At 27.9% G+C, this 18,267-nt stretch carries 15 protein-coding genes; 14 read left to right on the top strand and 1 reads right to left on the bottom strand.

The window, feature by feature from the left end; translation table 11 throughout:
* Positions 1-18 precede the first annotated feature (18 nt).
* Positions 19-1,413: an aminopeptidase gene (locus tag IR152_RS08145; protein ID WP_227451289.1), complete on the top strand. Its 1,395-nt coding sequence runs from the start codon at positions 19-21 to the stop codon at positions 1,411-1,413.
* Between the two features lie 149 nt (positions 1,414-1,562).
* Complete coding sequence (locus IR152_RS08140) at positions 1,563-1,916, top strand: PTS sugar transporter subunit IIA (protein WP_227451288.1); 354 nt, start codon at positions 1,563-1,565, stop codon at positions 1,914-1,916.
* 158 nt (positions 1,917-2,074) lie between these two features.
* On the opposite strand, the gene IR152_RS08135 is transcribed toward IR152_RS08140, so the two are convergent.
* Positions 2,075-2,980 (bottom strand): selenium metabolism-associated LysR family transcriptional regulator, encoded by a 906-nt coding sequence (locus tag IR152_RS08135; protein WP_227451287.1) that lies wholly within the window; start codon positions 2,978-2,980, stop codon positions 2,075-2,077.
* 362 nt (positions 2,981-3,342) lie between these two features.
* On the opposite strand from IR152_RS08135, the gene IR152_RS08130 reads away from it, so the two are divergent.
* The 12 genes from IR152_RS08130 to IR152_RS08075 all read left to right on the top strand — a co-directional run bounded on the left by IR152_RS08130 (position 3,343) and on the right by IR152_RS08075 (position 18,249).
* Positions 3,343-4,077, top strand: coding sequence for a hypothetical protein (locus tag IR152_RS08130; RefSeq protein ID WP_227451286.1), 735 nt, complete (start codon positions 3,343-3,345; stop codon positions 4,075-4,077).
* Between the two features lie 210 nt (positions 4,078-4,287).
* Entirely contained in the window at positions 4,288-5,469 is a 1,182-nt protein-coding gene (locus IR152_RS08125) for a molybdopterin molybdotransferase MoeA (RefSeq protein ID WP_227451285.1), read from the top strand.
* Positions 5,453-6,025, top strand: a complete 573-nt coding sequence (gene mobB / locus IR152_RS08120; RefSeq protein WP_311315435.1) for a molybdopterin-guanine dinucleotide biosynthesis protein B — start codon at positions 5,453-5,455, stop codon at positions 6,023-6,025. Before IR152_RS08125 ends, mobB begins: the two co-directional genes overlap by 17 nt.
* A 118-nt stretch (positions 6,026-6,143) precedes the next feature.
* Positions 6,144-6,419 (top strand): PTS sugar transporter subunit IIB, encoded by a 276-nt coding sequence (locus IR152_RS08115; protein WP_227451283.1) that lies wholly within the window; start codon positions 6,144-6,146, stop codon positions 6,417-6,419.
* A 241-nt stretch (positions 6,420-6,660) separates the two neighbouring features.
* Positions 6,661-8,361: an ABC transporter ATP-binding protein gene (locus IR152_RS08110; RefSeq protein ID WP_227451282.1), complete on the top strand. Its 1,701-nt coding sequence runs from the start codon at positions 6,661-6,663 to the stop codon at positions 8,359-8,361.
* A gap of 357 nt (positions 8,362-8,718) precedes the next feature.
* A complete protein-coding gene (locus tag IR152_RS08105) occupies positions 8,719-9,906 on the top strand; it encodes a hypothetical protein (RefSeq protein ID WP_227451281.1) in 1,188 nt (395 codons plus the stop codon).
* Between the two features lie 59 nt (positions 9,907-9,965).
* The gene (locus tag IR152_RS08100; protein ID WP_227451280.1) at positions 9,966-11,129 is read left to right on the top strand and encodes a M20 family metallopeptidase; all 1,164 of its coding nucleotides are present in this window, start codon (positions 9,966-9,968) and stop codon (positions 11,127-11,129) included.
* Between the two features lie 151 nt (positions 11,130-11,280).
* On the top strand, positions 11,281-12,084 hold the full coding sequence (gene zupT / locus IR152_RS08095) for a zinc transporter ZupT (protein WP_227451279.1): 804 nt from the start codon (positions 11,281-11,283) through the stop codon (positions 12,082-12,084).
* Between the two features lie 400 nt (positions 12,085-12,484).
* The gene (gene rgbR, locus IR152_RS08090; protein WP_227451277.1) at positions 12,485-13,198 is read left to right on the top strand and encodes a two-component system response regulator RgbR; all 714 of its coding nucleotides are present in this window, start codon (positions 12,485-12,487) and stop codon (positions 13,196-13,198) included.
* Positions 13,192-14,571, top strand: a complete 1,380-nt coding sequence (locus tag IR152_RS08085; protein ID WP_227451276.1) for a sensor histidine kinase — start codon at positions 13,192-13,194, stop codon at positions 14,569-14,571. Before rgbR ends, IR152_RS08085 begins: the two co-directional genes overlap by 7 nt.
* A gap of 388 nt (positions 14,572-14,959) precedes the next feature.
* Positions 14,960-17,332: a glycyl radical protein gene (locus IR152_RS08080; protein WP_227451274.1), complete on the top strand. Its 2,373-nt coding sequence runs from the start codon at positions 14,960-14,962 to the stop codon at positions 17,330-17,332.
* 14 nt (positions 17,333-17,346) lie between these two features.
* On the top strand, positions 17,347-18,249 hold the full coding sequence (locus tag IR152_RS08075; RefSeq protein WP_227451273.1) for a glycyl-radical enzyme activating protein: 903 nt from the start codon (positions 17,347-17,349) through the stop codon (positions 18,247-18,249).
* Positions 18,250-18,267 lie beyond the last annotated feature (18 nt).

Genomic DNA, 18,267 nt, shown 5'->3' with positions numbered 1-18,267 from the left:
ACTTAGTAGGAGGAAAATATGAGTTTAAAATATGAATTTAAGAATGCATGGGATGTTGAAAGAAAAGAAAATACTACTGAACAAATTATGCAATATTCTCGCGATTATATGGATTTTTTAAGTAAGTCAAAGACTGAAAGGCTTTCAGTAAAAGAAATTATAAAATTGGCTAAAGAAAATAGTTATATTTCAATAGATGAAGCTATGGAAAAAGGAAGCATAAGTTGTGGTGACAAGATTTATGTTATAAATAAAGAAAAAGCAGTAGCACTTTTTGTAATAGGTAAAAATTATATAGAAAAGGGTATGAAGATTATAGGAAGTCATATAGATTCACCAAGATTAGATTTAAAACCAAATCCACTGTATCAAGAGGGTAATCTAGGCTTTTTTAAGACTCATTATTATGGTGGAATAAAAAAATATCAGTGGACAGCTATTCCACTTGCTTTACATGGTATAGTTATACTAAATGATGGAACAAAAGTTGATATATCTATTGGGGAAGAAGATAATGACCCAGTATTTTGTGTAACTGATTTATTAATTCATTTAGCTGGAGACCAAATGCAAAAGAAACTATCTGAAGGAATTAGTGGTGAAGCTCTAAATATATTGATTGGTAATATACCTTTAGATGATGAAGAAAAAGAGCCTATAACAGCAAATATATTAAAGATTTTAAATGAGAAATACGGTATAGTTGAAGAAGATTTATTAAGTGCTGAAATTGAAGTAGTTCCAGCTGGTAAAGCAAGAGATTTAGGGTTTGATAGGTCAATGGTGTTGGGATATGGGCATGATGATAGAGTATGTTCATACGCTGCTGTAAAAGCTATACTAGAAACTGAACAACCAGAATTTACCTCAGTTGCATTATGTGTAGATAAAGAAGAAATTGGTTCTAAAGGGAATACAGGTATGCACTCAAAGTTTTTTGAAAATACTGTGGCTGAACTAATTGCTTTAGAAGGAGATTATTGTGATATTAAAGTGAGAAGAGCTTTAGCAAATAGTAAGGTACTATCAGCTGATGTTTCTGCTGGGTATGACCCAAATTTTGGAGAAGCATATGAAAAGAGAAATTCTGCATATATGGGAAATGGACTAGTCTTAACTAAGTATACAGGTTCAAGAGGAAAGAGTGGATGTAATGATGCTAATGCTGAATTTATGTCAGAAGTAAAGAGAATTTTTAATAAAGGAAATGTAGTATGGCAAACTGCTGAACTTGGAAAGGTAGACCAAGGAGGAGGCGGAACTATAGCCCATATATTAGCAAATCAAGGTGCAGAGGTTATAGATTGCGGTGTTGGAGTTTTAAATATGCATGCACCACATGAGATTGTCTCTAAAGTAGATATATATGAAATGTATAAGGGATATAAGGCATTTTTTAATATAAATTTATAAAAAGTATAAGTGTAGTAAGTGAATAAAGGCTGTTGTATAAACAATTTTAATCTGTTATACAACGGTCTTATTTTTTTGTAAAATAGCAACTATAACACTGGAGATAATAAAACAAAGAACTGTCAAATTAAAAATTATTTTAAGTAAAAATGATAGTAGGAGATTTAGCAAATTGTGTTAGTCCATACGGTTTGTATCCTGGGCAAGGTGATTCAGATTTTGATTTAGAATTAGAAAAAACAATATTAGAAAATAAAGAATGTGAATATATAATTTTATCTGATTTATATGGAGCAAGTGTATGTACAGCAATGTTAAGATTAACTAATTTATATAATGTTAAATTATTTTCTGGAATGAATTTGAATATGGTATTAGAATTTCTTACAAGGTTTTATGATGCATTAACGTATTGGATATTAGGAAAAAAGGTAAAGACAACTATGATATTAATTTCAGCTATGATTATTTGTATAGTATTAGTTACTATTGGAGTAGTATAAATAAAAAAATCCCAAGTTAATTTGAACAAGGAATTTTTTAAGTAAATTAAATAAAAAAGAAAGATAATTCATAATAATTTATAAGTATTTATGTGACAGTTATAATTATCTTATTAATTAGTTATAAGCCTAAAAGTAAGCATTATTTATTAAAATTATTATATTATGATTTCGAAATACTCACATAATCTGTTTAGAAATTTATCTTCTAGTGGGGAAAAAGTTTTCTTTTTAGAGTAAATAAAGAAAAATTTTCTATTAAAATCAACATCTTTTATTTTATAGCATTTTATTTTGCCTGAATTGAGATAATCAATAGCTGAAATGTACGATATAAAGGATACGCCAAGACCTAATCTGACCATTTCTTTAATAGCTTCATTTGATTCTACATGAGCTATTACATTTAATTTATTTACTGGAAAGTTATTTTTATTAAGTGTGCTTAGTATTAAGTTTCTTGTACCCGACCCTTCTTTTCTCATAATAAAATTTAGATAAGCCAATTCTCCTATATCGATGTAATTATTTTTATTATCAATTTTAAAATCTGAAGGAGCAATAAGAACAAGTTCATCATCTAACAAGTCTAGGTACTCTATTTGAGGATTATTGATTTTAGAACCAACTAATCCAAAGCTTATTCGTTCATTTAAAATTTCTGATATAGCATATTGAGAATCATAATGGCTTATAGAAAATTTTACATCTGGGTAACTCATAGAAAAACTCTTCATAAAATCAGGTAAAATGTAAGTTTCAGGTATAGAACTACATGCTATATCTATAATACCTTCTATTTTTCCTGAATATTCTTTTATATCATAAATTGCACGTTTGCAGTTGTTTAATATGTATATAGCATGTTCATAAAGAATTTCACCAGATTTTGTGAGTGTAATAACTTTGTTGTTTCTATTTATAAGTACAGTTTCTAATTCTCTTTCTAAGTTTTGTATGTGTGCACTTACAGTAGGTTGAGTTAAAAAAAGTTCTCTTGCGGCTTTTGAAAAACTCTGATGTTTTGCAACAGCAACAAATACTTCAAGTTGTTTAAAATCCATTACTTAATCCTCCTTAAATTATCTAAAACTATTATAACATATTTGATAAATTAATAGGTAAAGGTGATTTTTAAAATAGAAAACCTTTAAATATTCATGGAGTTTTTGATTGTTTAGGAATAATTTGGTATAATGTTATAAGGATACTTACAATAAAAATATCGTAAATTGAATTTTCAAAATTCAACTTTAAAATGTGTTTTATTACAGAAAAATTACAAATAGCTTCTTAATCTTATTAAATTCAAATAAATATTATATAATTATTTTATAAAATAATAAATATAATTATTGAAAAAAAAGATAATCATACAGTGAGATATAGATAAATATTATAAAATTTAAGAAAGGAGGATTGATTTATGAAGTTAAAAAGGTCATTAGTTTGTGTAACCATTTTAGGTATTATACTTGTTGGATGTCATAAAGAAAATGCTAAAGATAAAACTCAAGTAGCAAGTAAAGCAACACAGCAAAAAACTATGACAAAAGTTCAAAATGATGTTAATGAAATTATGAATAAAGATTATAAGTATATTATAAAGAATATGGGTATTCCCTATAATACATTTTATTATATAAAACCTAAAGTTTTAAAAGAATCAAATACAATGCAGGATATAAACACATCAAGTTATATGACATTAGTCTATCCCAAATATACTGGAAATAATGAACTAGATGGAAGTGCTTTATATATTGATATTAATGAAAATAAAGTTGTCAATGTTGAAACTAATTCTTTCTCATTACAGAGCATAGTAGCCATTGATACTGCATCTAGTATTACGATTGAAAAAAGTGACCATGAAAAATCGGCTGTATCACTAGAAAACTTTAGACGTATTGACTTAGGAGAGTATGTTGGAGTTGAAGAGTCTAGAATAAATGAAATTGTAGGAGATGCGAATTATGATTTAACAGCATATAATCATAAAGGTAGTAAAGTAGTTAGGAGCTATAGGTTGAAAGAAGATAATAAAATATTAAAAAAAGAGGTACTTACAATAAGTATTGTGGATAACAAAATAAAATCTATAAAAACTATTGAAAGTGATAAAATTGTGAAAATAATAAAAGGAACTTTATTAGAATAAAATATTCTAAGGCATACGATGCTGTTTCAAGATAGAAGGAAATTTCTAGCTAGGAACAGTTTTTTTATTAGACTTATAAAATTTGAACTGCACTTATAGATAACTATTAGTTATAATTAAATATAAGATAAAATTATTTCCAACTTTTATAATCTATAATATATTACATAGAAATATCTTAAATAAAAAATATATTGGGGAGTATTTAAAATGATAGAATTAGAAGATGCCATAAAAATTATTGAAAAAAATGTTTTACCAATAAACAGGGTCAAGAGAGTAAATCTCATAGATGCAGTAAATAAAGTAGTTGCAGAAGATATATATTCAACAATTGATAGTCCTCCATTTGATGGGTCACCATATGATGGTTATGCATATAATGCAAATTCTGAAAATAGAAATTTAAAGGTTATAGGGACTTTGTATGCAGGAGAAGTGTTTGACAGTGTATTAAATAAAAATGAAGCAGTGAAGATAATGACTGGTGGAAAGATACCAAAGGGTGCAAACTGTGTAATAAAAAAAGAAGATGTAACGGTTATAGGTGATATGATAACTTTAAATGTAAAATTAAAGGAATACGATAATTACATATTTAAGGGTGAGGATATAAAAAAGGGGCAATTGATTATTAATAAAAATCAGAATATAGGATATGATGGTATTGGGGTATTAGCAAGTCTTGGAATATCCAAAGTAACTGTTTATGATGATTTAAAAGTTGGAATTTTGAATACAGGAACAGAGCTACAAGATATAAATGAGATTTTAGAGAATGGTAAGATATACGATAGCAATAGATATACCTTATATTCAAGACTATTAAAACTTGGAATACAAGCAGATATAATATGCAATTGTTCTGATGATATATTGGAGTTAGAAAAAAAGGTAAGAGATATGTTACAGAATGTAGATTTCTTAATTACCACAGGTGGTGTTTCTGTTGGAGATAAAGATTTAATTCCAGATGTATTCAAAAAAATAGGGGCAACAGAATTATTTTGGAAGATAAACATTAAACCTGGTGGTGCTTGTTATGTAGCTACATTGGGAGAAAAACTATTGTTTGGTCTTTCTGGCAATCCACATGCAGCAATCGTGGTATTTGATAATGTGGTAGTTCCTGTTATTGAGTATTTGACACATAAAAAAGGAATTCATTGTATAAAAGCTATATTTAGAGGAGAATTTAATAAACTTTCAAATAAAGATAGATTTGTAAGTGGAAAACTATATACAAGTGAAGGTAAATTGTATGTAGAGCTAAATGATAAGAAAGATGCCAAAGCGAGATTATCTGCAACTCTAAGAAGTAATTGTATGATTAAGATTAAAAAGAATGAAACAATAAAAGAAAATCAATTGGTAGATGTTGTTATTAGATAGTTTTATGAAAGGACACAATTTTATGTATAATATATTGTCAGTTGTCTCCTATTCAGGAGTAGGTAAAACTACGTTGATTGAAGGCATAATAAAAGAATTAAATAAAAAAGGGTATCGTGTTGGAGTTATTAAACATACATGTCACGATTTCGATATGGATGAGGAAGGAAAAGATACTTACAAACATAGAAAATCTGGGGCAAGAAAAGTCTGTATAATATCAGATAAACGAGTAGCATATATTGAAGAACTAAAAGATAAGAATCCATTATATAAAATGATTAAATTATATGAAGATATGGACTTAATTATCGTAGAAGGATATAAAAACTATAGGTTTAAAAGATTGGAAGTAACTAGAAAAGATAAATATGAGGACATTTTATCTAGTAAGTCTGATTTAATAGGTATTGTCAGTGATATAGAATATAACTTGAATATTGAACAGTTTGACTTAAATGACTATAAAAATATATCAAAGTACATAGAGTCTTGTATAAAAAATGATATTTTAAGTGTAAGTAATGTTGAAATAAGGAACATACTAAAAGAATAATTTTAAGATGTTCTTTTTATATAAAATGATATAATTATTTATATAAATAAAGATATGAGAAATTCATCAGTTGTATTTTGAATTATAAAATATTGAAGAAATTGTAGGAGGACAAGATATGAAAAAAATATTGGTAGCATGTGGAGCAGGAATCGCAACATCAACAATAGTTTGTGACAGAGTAGAAAGATTGGTTAAAGAAAATAATATACAAGCAGAAGTTGTACAATGTAAAGTCGCTGAATGTGTAACAAAACAAGAAGGTGCTGATTTAATAGTATCTACTACTATACTACCGACAACTTATGATATACCTTCAATAAAGGCAACAGGATATATAACAGGTATAAATACGACAGCATTAGATAAAAAGATATTGAATGCATTGAAATAGTTTTGTATTTATTAAAAAAATTTAGTATTAAATATAGAGTTGTATCTTTATAAAATTTTATTTATATAGATATAACTCTTTTTATGTTGTTTCAAGCATACAACCATATTATATAAATCTTCAATTTTATGAAAAATATTGTTTTAATTTATAAGTTTATAAAAGATTTAAAGTTATTGTTATGTTATACTAATTTATGGGTATTTTTTAGAGGTACTAATAAAGGAGGGGTTTAACATTTATGATAAAACAATTTGTCAAATATTATAAGCCATATAAGAAAATTTTTACACTAGACCTTATAGCAGCTTTTTTATTTTCCTTATGTGATTTAGTTTATCCTATGATAACTAGAAATATAATGGATGACGTTGTTCCAAATAAAAACTTAAGAATGTTAGTAGTTTTTGCAGTAGCACTTATACTTATATTCATAGCAAAAGCAGGGCTTAACTATTTTATGCAGTATTGGGGACATGTTATTGGTGTGGATATGCAAGCCGATATGAGAAATGAAGTATTTACACACTTACAAAGACTTCCAAATACGTATTTTGATAATAACAAATCTGGAGTAACTATGTCTAGAATAGTAAATGACTTAATGGATATAACAGAACTTGCACATCATGGACCTGAAGATTTATTTATTTCTATAGTAATGTTGCTTGGTTCATTCTTTATACTTATAGATATAAATATTCCTCTTACCCTTATAATATTTGCTATATTACCATTTATAATTTGGTTTGCAATAGCTAAAAAAGATAAGATGAATATAGCTTTTATGAAAAGTAGGGTTACTATAGGTGATGTAAATGCTACTTTAGAAAATAGTATAGCAGGTATGAAGGTAACTAAGTCTTTTTGTACTGAGAAAGAAGAATTAAATAAGTTTGTAAGAAGCAATAAATTATTTAGAAGAGCAAGACAAGATTCTTATAAAGTAATGGCAGAATACTATTCTGGTATGAATTTATACATGGACACCTTAGAGTGGGTAGCTGTCATAGCTGGTGGTTACTTTACCTATATAGGAAAAATTACTTTGGGTGATTTTGCTGCTTATATACTATATGTAAAAATGTTTATACAACCTATGAAAAAATTAATAAACTTTACAGAACAATATCAAAATGGTATGACAGGTTTTAAAAGATTTATAGAGATAATGGAACAAGACCATCAAAAAGAAGCTAAAAATCCTATTGAACTTGAAAATGTAAAAGGTGATATTGAAATAGAAAATATATCTTTCACATATGAAGATAAGACTCAAGTTTTAGATAATTTGAGTTTATCTATAAAAGCTGGTAAGACTATAGCATTAGTTGGACCTTCTGGAGGAGGAAAGACTACATTATGTAACCTATTGCCAAGATTTTATGAATTTGATAAGGGTGATATAAAAATTGATGGAAAGAGTATAAGAGATGTCAGTTTAAAATCATTGAGAAAAAATATAGGTATAGTTCAACAGGATGTGTTTTTATTTACAGGAACTATAAGAGATAATATTCTTTGTGGAAACCCTAATGCTACAGATGAAGAAATGATAGCTGCTGCTAAAAAAGCTAGGATACATGACTTTGTAGAGAATTTGCCAGATGGATATGATACTTATATCGGAGAAAGAGGAGTAAAATTATCGGGTGGACAAAAACAAAGAATTTCAATTTCAAGAATCTTTTTAAAGAATCCTCCAATAATAATATTGGATGAGGCTACATCTGCTTTGGACAATGTAACAGAAAGAGAAATTCAAGAGTCTTTAGAAGAATTAAGTAAAAATAGAACAAATTTAGTTGTTGCACATAGATTGACTACTATAAAAAATGCTGACGAAATCATAGTGTTGACGGATAAAGGAATTGAAGAAAGAGGCACTCATGAAGAGTTGGTAAATAAAAATGGAGTATATAGTAGGTTACACAATAACTAGTATATAAATTTTACACTATAGCTAACATACCTATTAAATTTACAAACATAGAATATGTTAAGATTCATAAAGCCAATTCATTTTATAGAGGTGTTTTATGAATAAAATGTATTCTATGTTTTATTTTTTGCAAATTACATTTAATTCTTTATATAAGGATAGAGTTAAATAGCCAATGATTGGGATAACGTTTTTATGAAAAGAATAATTTAGAAAACTAACTTTAATTTATCGAATTTATGAAATTTTGTGAAAAAAATCGAATTTTGACTTGAAATGTTTTTCAAAAGTAGTAAAATAATGGATAACTATACATACATTTTATAAAAATATATTTATTATGAGGGGGGATTTTGTATGGAGGCAATAACAGCTTTTTGTTTAGTTTTAGTATCACTGACGATAGGAGACGTAGTTTCAGCAAAAACTAAAGCTTTTGTTCCATCAGTTTTTGTATCAGCAATTATATTTATAGTAGGATTTTGGACTTTTTTCCCAGAAAATATTGTAGATTTAGCTGCTTTAGGAACACCATTAGCTCAATTGGGAATGCTTTTATTAATAACACATATGGGAACTATGATGAGTATTAAAGAATTAGCAGGTCAATGGAAAACAATTGTAATAGCTCTAGCAGGAATCGCAGGAGTATGTATAGGAGCTTTAGCATTAGGTACATTAGTATTTGGATGGGATACAGCAGTAATAGCTACACCACCTCTTACTGGAGGGCTAGTTGCATCTATAATGATGGCAGATGCAGCTACAGCAAAAGGTCTTGCAAGTTTGGCAGTACTTGCAATTTTAATGTATGTTGCACAAGGATTTGCAGGCTATCCTATTACAGCATTAATGCTTAAAAAAGAAGGAAAAAGACTTTTATCAGATTTTAGAAGTGGAAAAGTAACAGCAAATAAGGTTGAAGAAAAAGTTGAGGATTTACCTGAACAAAAAAGTAGATTTAAGATAATTCCAGACTTACCTGAAAAGTATGATACAACATATATGATAATACTTAGATTAGGATTTGTAGCATGGTTAGCAGTACAATTTACAAATCTTACAAATGAAGTCGTATCAAGATATGTTATATGTTTAATATTTGGTGTAATAGCATCAGAACTTGGAATAGTTGATAGAAAACCGCTTAATAAGTCTGGTTCATTTGGATGGTTAATGACATCATTGATGGCTTTTATATTTGCAGGGTTAGCAAAAGCTACACCAGCAATGCTTGCTGAAATGGCAGTTCCTCTTGTAGGAATCATAATATTTGGTGTAATAGGTATGGGAATTTTCTCTATTATAGCAGGAAAGCTTTTAGGTGAAAGTAAAGAAATGGCTTTTTCAGTTTCGCTTACAGCACTTTATGGTTTCCCACCAAACTATATATTAACTGAAGAAGCAGTAAAGGCTCTGGCTGAAACACCAGAAGAAAAAGAATTTTTAATGGATAAAATGCTTCCAAAGATGCTTGTTGGAGGATTTACTACAGTTACAATAGCATCTGTAGTAATAGCAGGTATTTTTGTAAATCTAATATAGTATTTAAATGATAAAAAGTATTTTAAATAAGAAGAATATGAACTATTTGGAGGTCTGGAATGGATATTAAAGAAATAACAAAAAGTTATAAAGACTATGTAATTAAGCTTAGAAGGGAATTTCATGAAAATCCTGAGAAAAGTATGGAAGAAGTTAGAACATCAAAGAGAGTTAAAGAAGAACTTGATAAAATAGGGATACCATATGTGTCAGCTGGAGGTACAGGTGTAATTGCAACTATAAAAGGAGCTAATCCAGGAAAGACTGTAGCACTTAGAGGTGATATGGATGCACTACAGGTTGTTGAATGTACTGATGTAGAATATAAATCAAAAAATGAAGGACTTATGCATGCTTGTGGTCATGATGGTCACACATCAATGCTTCTAGGAGCAGCAAAAGTGTTAAATGATATTAAAGATAGTATTAATGGAACTGTAAAATTATTTTTTCAGCCAGGAGAAGAAGTTGGTAAAGGTGCAAGAGCTATGATTAAAGATGGTGCTATGGAAGGTGTAGATGGTGTATTTGGAATACATCTTTGGACTGATGTAGAATCTGGGACTATATCAGTAGAAGAGGGTCCAAGAATGGCTTCTGCCGATTTCTTTAAAATTACTGTAAAGGGTAAAGGTGGTCATGGTTCACTTCCTCACCAAGGTGTTGATGCAGTACTTGCAAGTTCAGCAATAGTTATGAACCTGCAATCTATGGTTAGTAGAGAAGTAAGTCCTCTAGAGCCATTAGTTGTGAGTGTTGGAGTTTTAAATTCTGGAACTAGATTTAATGTAATCGCTAGTGAAGCTGTTTTAGAAGGTACAATAAGACTATTTAATCCGGAGCTTAGAAAGCAAATTCCTGGAATTTTAGAACGTATAGCAAAATCTACAGCAGAAGCATATAGAGCAGAAGCAGAATTAGAGTATGGGTATTTGACACCAGCAGTTATAAATGACAAAGAATGTTCAAAGATAGCTACAGATGCAGCAGTTAAGTTATTTGGAGAAGAATGTATAACACTATTTGAAAAAGTAACAGGAGCAGAAGATTTAGCTGAGTTTATGAACATAGCACCTGGTGCACTAGCATTTGTAGGAGCTAGAAATGAGTCAAAAGGTGCTTGTTATCCTCATCATCATGGATGCTTTAATATAGATGAAGATGCTTTAGAAATTGGAACTGCTTTATACGTTCAATATGCAGTGGATTTTCTGAATAAATAATTTTAATATACTATTAAGAAAAAGCAGAGACTAAGTTTATATCTCTGTTTTTTTATTGTGTATATTTTTTATAAATATTGACCATATAAAATATATATGATAGCATGAAAGAAAATGATAATCAATATTGATTGAAAAGAAGGTGATTTATTTGAATAATGTAGTATTTGCATTTTTGATAACATTATTGGCTGGTTTATCTACTGGTATAGGAAGTTGTATAGCATTTTTTGCTAAAAAAACAAATACTAAGTTTCTTTCTATAAGTTTAGGATTTTCTGCTGGCGTTATGATTTATGTGTCTATGATAGAAATTTTTCCTAAAGCACAAGATGCTTTGACAAAATCTATGGGAGAGAAATTGGGAAGCTGGTCAACTGTAATAGCCTTTTTTATAGGCATGGCTATCATTGCTATTATTGATAAGTTGATTCCTCAAGAAGAAAATCCACATGAGATAAAGAAAATGGAAAATATACAAGAAAAGAATATTAAAAAAAATAAATCTCTTTTGAGGACAGGTATATTTACAGCAATAGCTATAGCAATTCATAATTTTCCTGAAGGATTAGCTACATTTATATCAGCTCTTGATGATGTTACAATAGCTATTCCGATAGCCGTAGCCATTGCTATACACAATATACCAGAAGGTATATCTGTATCTGTACCAGTTTATTATGCTACAGGAGATAAGAAGAAAGCTTTTTACTATTCTTTTTTATCTGGTATGTCTGAGCCTCTAGGAGCAATTATTGGATATGCACTTCTCAGAAATTTTTTAAACGATATAACTCTTGGAATTGTATTTGCAATTGTAGGAGGAATTATGGTATTTATATCACTAGATGAATTATTACCGTCAGCTAGAGAATATGGTGAACATCATTTATCGATTTATGGATTGATTGCAGGAATGGGAGTTATGGCTATTAGTTTACTACTATTTAAATAGATTTTTAAGCTATTTAAAAACATCATTTTGGAGAGTGAGTATTATGGAAAAGAAAATAAAGTTCAAATTTGACTGGTATAGCTCACCTGATAAGATAGAGAAATGGCTAGAAGATTAATGTATTATTTAAAGCTTAAAAAGTTTAAATAAATAAAAGAAGGTGTCTTAAAATTATTTTTTAAATATTTTAAGACACCTTCTTTTATCAGTAAGCACTGTTTTTAATTATAGTAATTTCTGTCTTTAAATTGACATATCAAAATAACCGTTATATGGGATTGAGTATTGATAAAAATAATTTGAAAATGTTATTATGAAGTATCAGATATACAAAATTATCTTTAAATATATTATAAATATTTTAACTGTATTAACTAGAAATTATATAAGGAGGTATTTTATGATTAAGATAGCAGTTTGTGAAGATGAAAAAGAAACACAACTTTTAATAGAAGATTACCTTGAGAATATATTAAAAAATATAAGTATAGAATATGAGATACAAAAGTATATATGTGGAGAAGAATTACTGGAAAGTAATTTAAAAGATATAGATATATTACTTCTTGATATAAAAATGGAAAAACTAAATGGAATGGATACTGCAAGAAAGATTAGAGAAGTAGAAAATGAAATGGAAATAATATTTGTAACTTCATTAATAGATTATGTGCAAGAAGGATATGAGGTAAGAGCTTATAGGTATTTACTAAAGCCAATAGAGTTAGAAGAACTAAAAAAACATGTGCTAACTTGTATCAAAGATATTGAAATAAATAAGGAAAGTCATATTACAATAAAAAATAAGTCTAATACATATAAGATTTATTTAAATGAAATAAAATATATAGAAGTTCAAAAGAAAGATATGCTAATACACACAATAAATAAGAATTTTAATATAAGATATAGTTTAAGTAAAATAGAAAAAGAATTAAATCTATATAAATTTATAAGATGCCATAAAAGCTTTATAGTAAATCTAAGATATGTTGAAAATATAAAGCCTAATACTGCAATACTGGAAAGTGGAGAAGAAGTACCTATTAGTAGATATAGATATAAAGAAGTTAAGGAGAAATTTTTAAAATTTCTTGGTGATACAATATGTTAAATTTTATGACTGAGCTATTAGTAGTTTTATCTATATTTATACAGTTTTCTATAATGAAAGGAATTTTAATTTATAAAAAGGATGATGAAAAAAATGAAAAAATAGTATTTTATACTTTGTTGTTTCTGATTTATATTATAGTTCAAATAAGTAGATTATTTAATAGAGGAAATTACTTTAATAATATAAACTATTTATTTTCTATAGTAGCATTTATTGCTTGGGGAGGATACTATAATTATTTTTACAGGATGGGTTATATTAAGTATTCTATTTTCTTTTATTTATTTAGTGTATATTATGAGTGTTTGGATACTGTTATATATAGAATACTATTTTTTGTAATTACAGGTAATGTTATTTCGGCTAAAGAATCCTTATTGGTACCTCGCTTAGAATCTATAAAAATTCAGATATATAGTAATTTAATAATTATTCTTATATATCTTATATTTAGTTTTTTTAGGCAGTCTATAAAATTACTTAGCCAAGATAAGAGAAACTATGTATATTTATTATTTGCCTTATTAGCTAATACAATGAATATGTTTGTAAATTTTATATTAAAAAATTTAGAACGGTTTGGGTCATTATATTCAGAAGGATATTATTTTGATAATTTTGTTAATCCAAAGTTGGTAGGTGCTAGTAGTATATTTCTTATACTATTGTTTAAAGAAATAATAAAAGAAAACAGATTAAAATCTCAAAATGAATTAATAAAAAATAAGTTAGATATGCAATATGCACATTATTTGAGTATTCAAGAATCTCATATGAGAGTTAAGAAACTTTATCATGATATAAATAACCACATTTATTGTATAGATAATCTTAGAAATAATAGCAAAGAAATTGATGAATATGTTAACAATTTAAAAGATGAAATTAAAGAGTTTAAATATATTTATAATACAGGTAACATGATACTAGACATTATAATCAATGAAAAGAGTAAAATATGTGCAAAAAAGGGAATTAAATTTACTTGCTGTATAAATTTTTCAAAAGTAAATTTTGTAAAACCTATAGATGTATCGAGTATATTTTCCAATACTTTAGATAATGCAATAGAGGCATGTGACAAAATAATAGATGAAAGTAGTAATAAATATATTAGAATTAAAGGAACTATAACAAAGTCATTTTTTGTACTTAAATGTGAAAATAGTAAGGTAAATCATCTTACTTTCAAAAAAAATATATTGTTAACAGACAAAATGGATAAGTTTGTGCATGGAATAGGAATTCAGAGTATAAAATCTTCTTTACAAAAATATAATGGAGAATTATTATTTGAAGATAATAAGGATGAGTTTATACTGAATATATACATACCATTAAACCAAGGTACTGACAGTAGGGTCGATTAAGTTACTAGTCGGGGTACATATATTGATACAAAAAAATAAGGAACTTATAATTTTACTAATAGTAAGTTATAAGAATTTCATAAGAAGGTGATATGTATTGAATAATAAATTTTTAATATAAAGAGAATATAAACATATTACAGTGCAATAAGCAATCAAATCATTAATATACCATAAAAAACTATAACAATATAGAAATATATCATAGATAAATTTTTTAGACTTTATAGATTTAACAAAGAAAGTATTAATATATAGTAGTTCAAGGTACATGAAAAAAATATAAGTTATTTTGCTTCCATTTTATACTAAAGGACAGTATAATATAATTAAAGTATGTTATAACATACAAAAATATAGTATATATTTATCCAAAGGGGGATTTTAAATGAGTCAAACTAATAGAATAGAAGCATTTAGACAAGAATATATTAATTCTAAACCTATGATATGTTGTGAAAGGGCTAGAATTTTTACAGAATCACACAAAAAAACTGAGGGAGAAGCTATATGTATAAGAAGAGCTAAAGCTTTTTTGGAGACATGTAAAGAGCTTCCTATAAAAATATTTGAAAATGAATTAATTGTAGGTACAGCAGGAAAATTTAGAAGAACAGGGATATTGACACCAGAGTTTTCTTGGCAATGGGTAGACAAGGAAATGGATACTTTTGATAAAAGAACTCAAGACCCATATGTAATATCAAAAGAACAAATAGAATTTATAAGAAAAGAAATATTTCCATATTGGAAGGGAAAATCTTTAGAAGAAGTTTTTTTAGCAAGAATTCCAGAAGATACAGCTAAGATATTGGTAGATACAGGAATAATAGATAATGATTCTAAGTGGAGACAGGCAGTAGGCGAGGTAACACCAGATTATCAAGATGTACTGTTTGTAAAAGGATATAAAGGGATTAAAGAAGATTCAGATAAGAAAATAGAAGAATTAGATATATCGATTTCAGAAAATATTGAAAAAATAGATTTTTACAAATCTGTTTCTATAGTTGCAGAGGGGATTATGATACTGGCAAAAAGATATTCAAATCTTGCAAAACAGATGAGTGAACAAGAAATAGATGAAAAGAGAAAGTTAGAACTTATAAAAATTTCAGAGATATGTATGAATGTACCAGCAAATCCTCCAACCAATTTTTATGAAGCAATACAATTTGTATGGTTTGTTCAACTTGGTGGTATTCTATCAGAAAATCCATTGGCATTAAATTTAGGTAGATTTGACCAATATATGTATCCATATTATGAAAATGATGTTAAAGAAGGTAAAATAACTGAATCTGAAGCTCAAGAATTGATAGAAGCACTTTGGATTAAGTTATCAGAATGGGTATGGACTATATCAGCAAATACGGCAAATTATTTTGCAGGATATAATCAATTCCAAAATCTTACTGTCGGTGGAAAAAAGAGAAATGGTACTGATGGAACGAATGATATCTCATATATGTGTTTAAAGGCTACAGAAAGTGTAAAAACTCATCAACCAGGGTTAAGCGTTAGAGTAAGTCAGGGAGCACCAGATAATTTTGTTATGGCAGTTGCCAAATTGGTAAAACAAGGTACTGGTTTCCCTGCTATACACAGTGATGGTGCAGGGGCACAAATGTTATTACAAGATGGATATGATGCAGAAGATGCTAGAGATTGGAGTAACTGTGGTTGTGTAGTTCCTCATTTTAGAAAAACAGGACAATGGACTTCAGCTGTAAATATCAATTTTGCAGCAGCTTTAGAATATGCTATGAATGAAGGTAAGAGTAGACTAACTGGAGAAAAAATGGGGATAGATACAAAAAATATCACAGAATTTACTTCTTTTGAAGAACTTAAGGATGAGTTTTTAAAGCAATTAGCATATCTTGTAAAGAATTCTGTTATAGGAACTACTGTCGCTCAACAAATTCATAAAGAAATGGTACCAAGACCATTTTTATCTACTTGTGTAGATGGATGTTTGGATAAGGGGGTTGATTTAAGCAAAGGAGGCGCAAAATATAATATAGGACCTGTATTAACTGGTATAGGGTTAGGTGTGGTTTCAAACTCATTGGCAGCTATAAAAAAATTAGTGTTTGAAGATAAGGTTACTACATTAGAAGAATTAACAAAAGCACTAAATAATGATTGGGAAGGTTATGAAGAGTTAAGAAAACTTGCATTAGATGTTCCTAAGTATGGAAATGATAATGATTATGTAGACTCATTAGCAATTGAAGTTTCTGATTTTTATTATACTGAAACTAGAAAATACAAGGATATTTTTGGTTCTAAATTTAATAGTGCATTTATGGGAATATCAAACTATGTACCAACGGGAAAAATCGTAGGTGCAACTCCATGTGGAAGAAAAGCGACAAAACCTTTGACAGAGGGAGTTTCTCCATTTGTTGGTACTGATACAACAAGTCCACTAGCAGCTATGAAGTCTGCATCAAAAATAAATCATGATGTTCATACTGGTGGAACACTTCTAAATTTAAGACTGAATCAAGATTTAGTAGAAACAGAAAGAGGGCTTAGAAATCTAACATCTATGGTGAAATCATATTTTGCTTTAGGAGGATTCCATGTACAGTTTAATACAGTAGCAAATGATACTCTATTAAAGGCTCAAGAAAATCCAGAAGAATATAAAGATTTATTAGTGAGAGTTGCTGGATATAGTACTCAATTTGTTAATTTATCAAGAGAAATGCAAGATGCTATAATAGCTAGAAATTCACATAGTAATTTTTAATTATGAGGTAGATTATGAGCAAAAAAGGTAGAGTTGTAAAAGTACAACATTTTTCAGTAAATGATGGAGATGGAATAAGGACTACTATATTTTTAGAAGGATGTAAATTAAAATGTAAGTGGTGTTCTAATCCAGATTCGTGGAGTAATATAGTAAAGTTAGGTGTTATGAAGGATAAATGTGTATCTTGTAATAGATGTATAGATGTTTGTCATCAAAATATAAGTTCACTATTTGATAGAACTCAAATAAACAATAAATGTGATTTATGTGGAGAATGTGTCAAAGCATGTCTCAAAGATGCTATCTGTATAATGACTGAAGAAATGAGTGTTGAAGAAATAGTAACGGAAGTTGAAAAAGATTTTATATTTTTCTTTGAATCTAATGGAGGTGTAACTTTTTCTGGAGGTGAACCCACACTTCAGATTGATTTTTTAAGAGAATTAGTTGATGTTTTTTATGATAAAGGTATAAATATCGCAATTGAAACTTGCGGATATTTTGATTGGAATAAAGTAAATGATGTATTTGAGAAAATAGACCATATATTTGTAGATATAAAATCTATGGACGATAATATTCATAAAGAATATACAGGGGTAAGTAATAAAATTATATTAGATAATATATGTAGGCTTTCAAAGTTGAATAAATCTATGGTTATAAGAATACCAATTATCTATGGAGTAAATGATAGTGAAGAAAATATAAGAAATACTGCATTATTTGTCAAACAGAATGTTCCAGGAGGAAAGATGGAATTGCTCCCATATCATAAATTTGGAATTGATAAATATAAGGTATTAGGACTTGAAGATTGTATATATGAATTTGATGAAATTTGTAACAATCATATGTTAAAATTAAAAGAGATAGTAGAACTTACAGGAGTGAAAATAATAGAATACAAATAGCTATCAGGAGGATTTTAA

The sequence above is a fragment of the Clostridioides sp. ES-S-0108-01 genome (assembly GCF_020662285.1).
In the GTDB taxonomy this organism is placed as follows: domain Bacteria; phylum Bacillota; class Clostridia; order Peptostreptococcales; family Peptostreptococcaceae; genus Clostridioides.
This window is presented reverse-complemented; position numbering and strand designations above follow the sequence as displayed.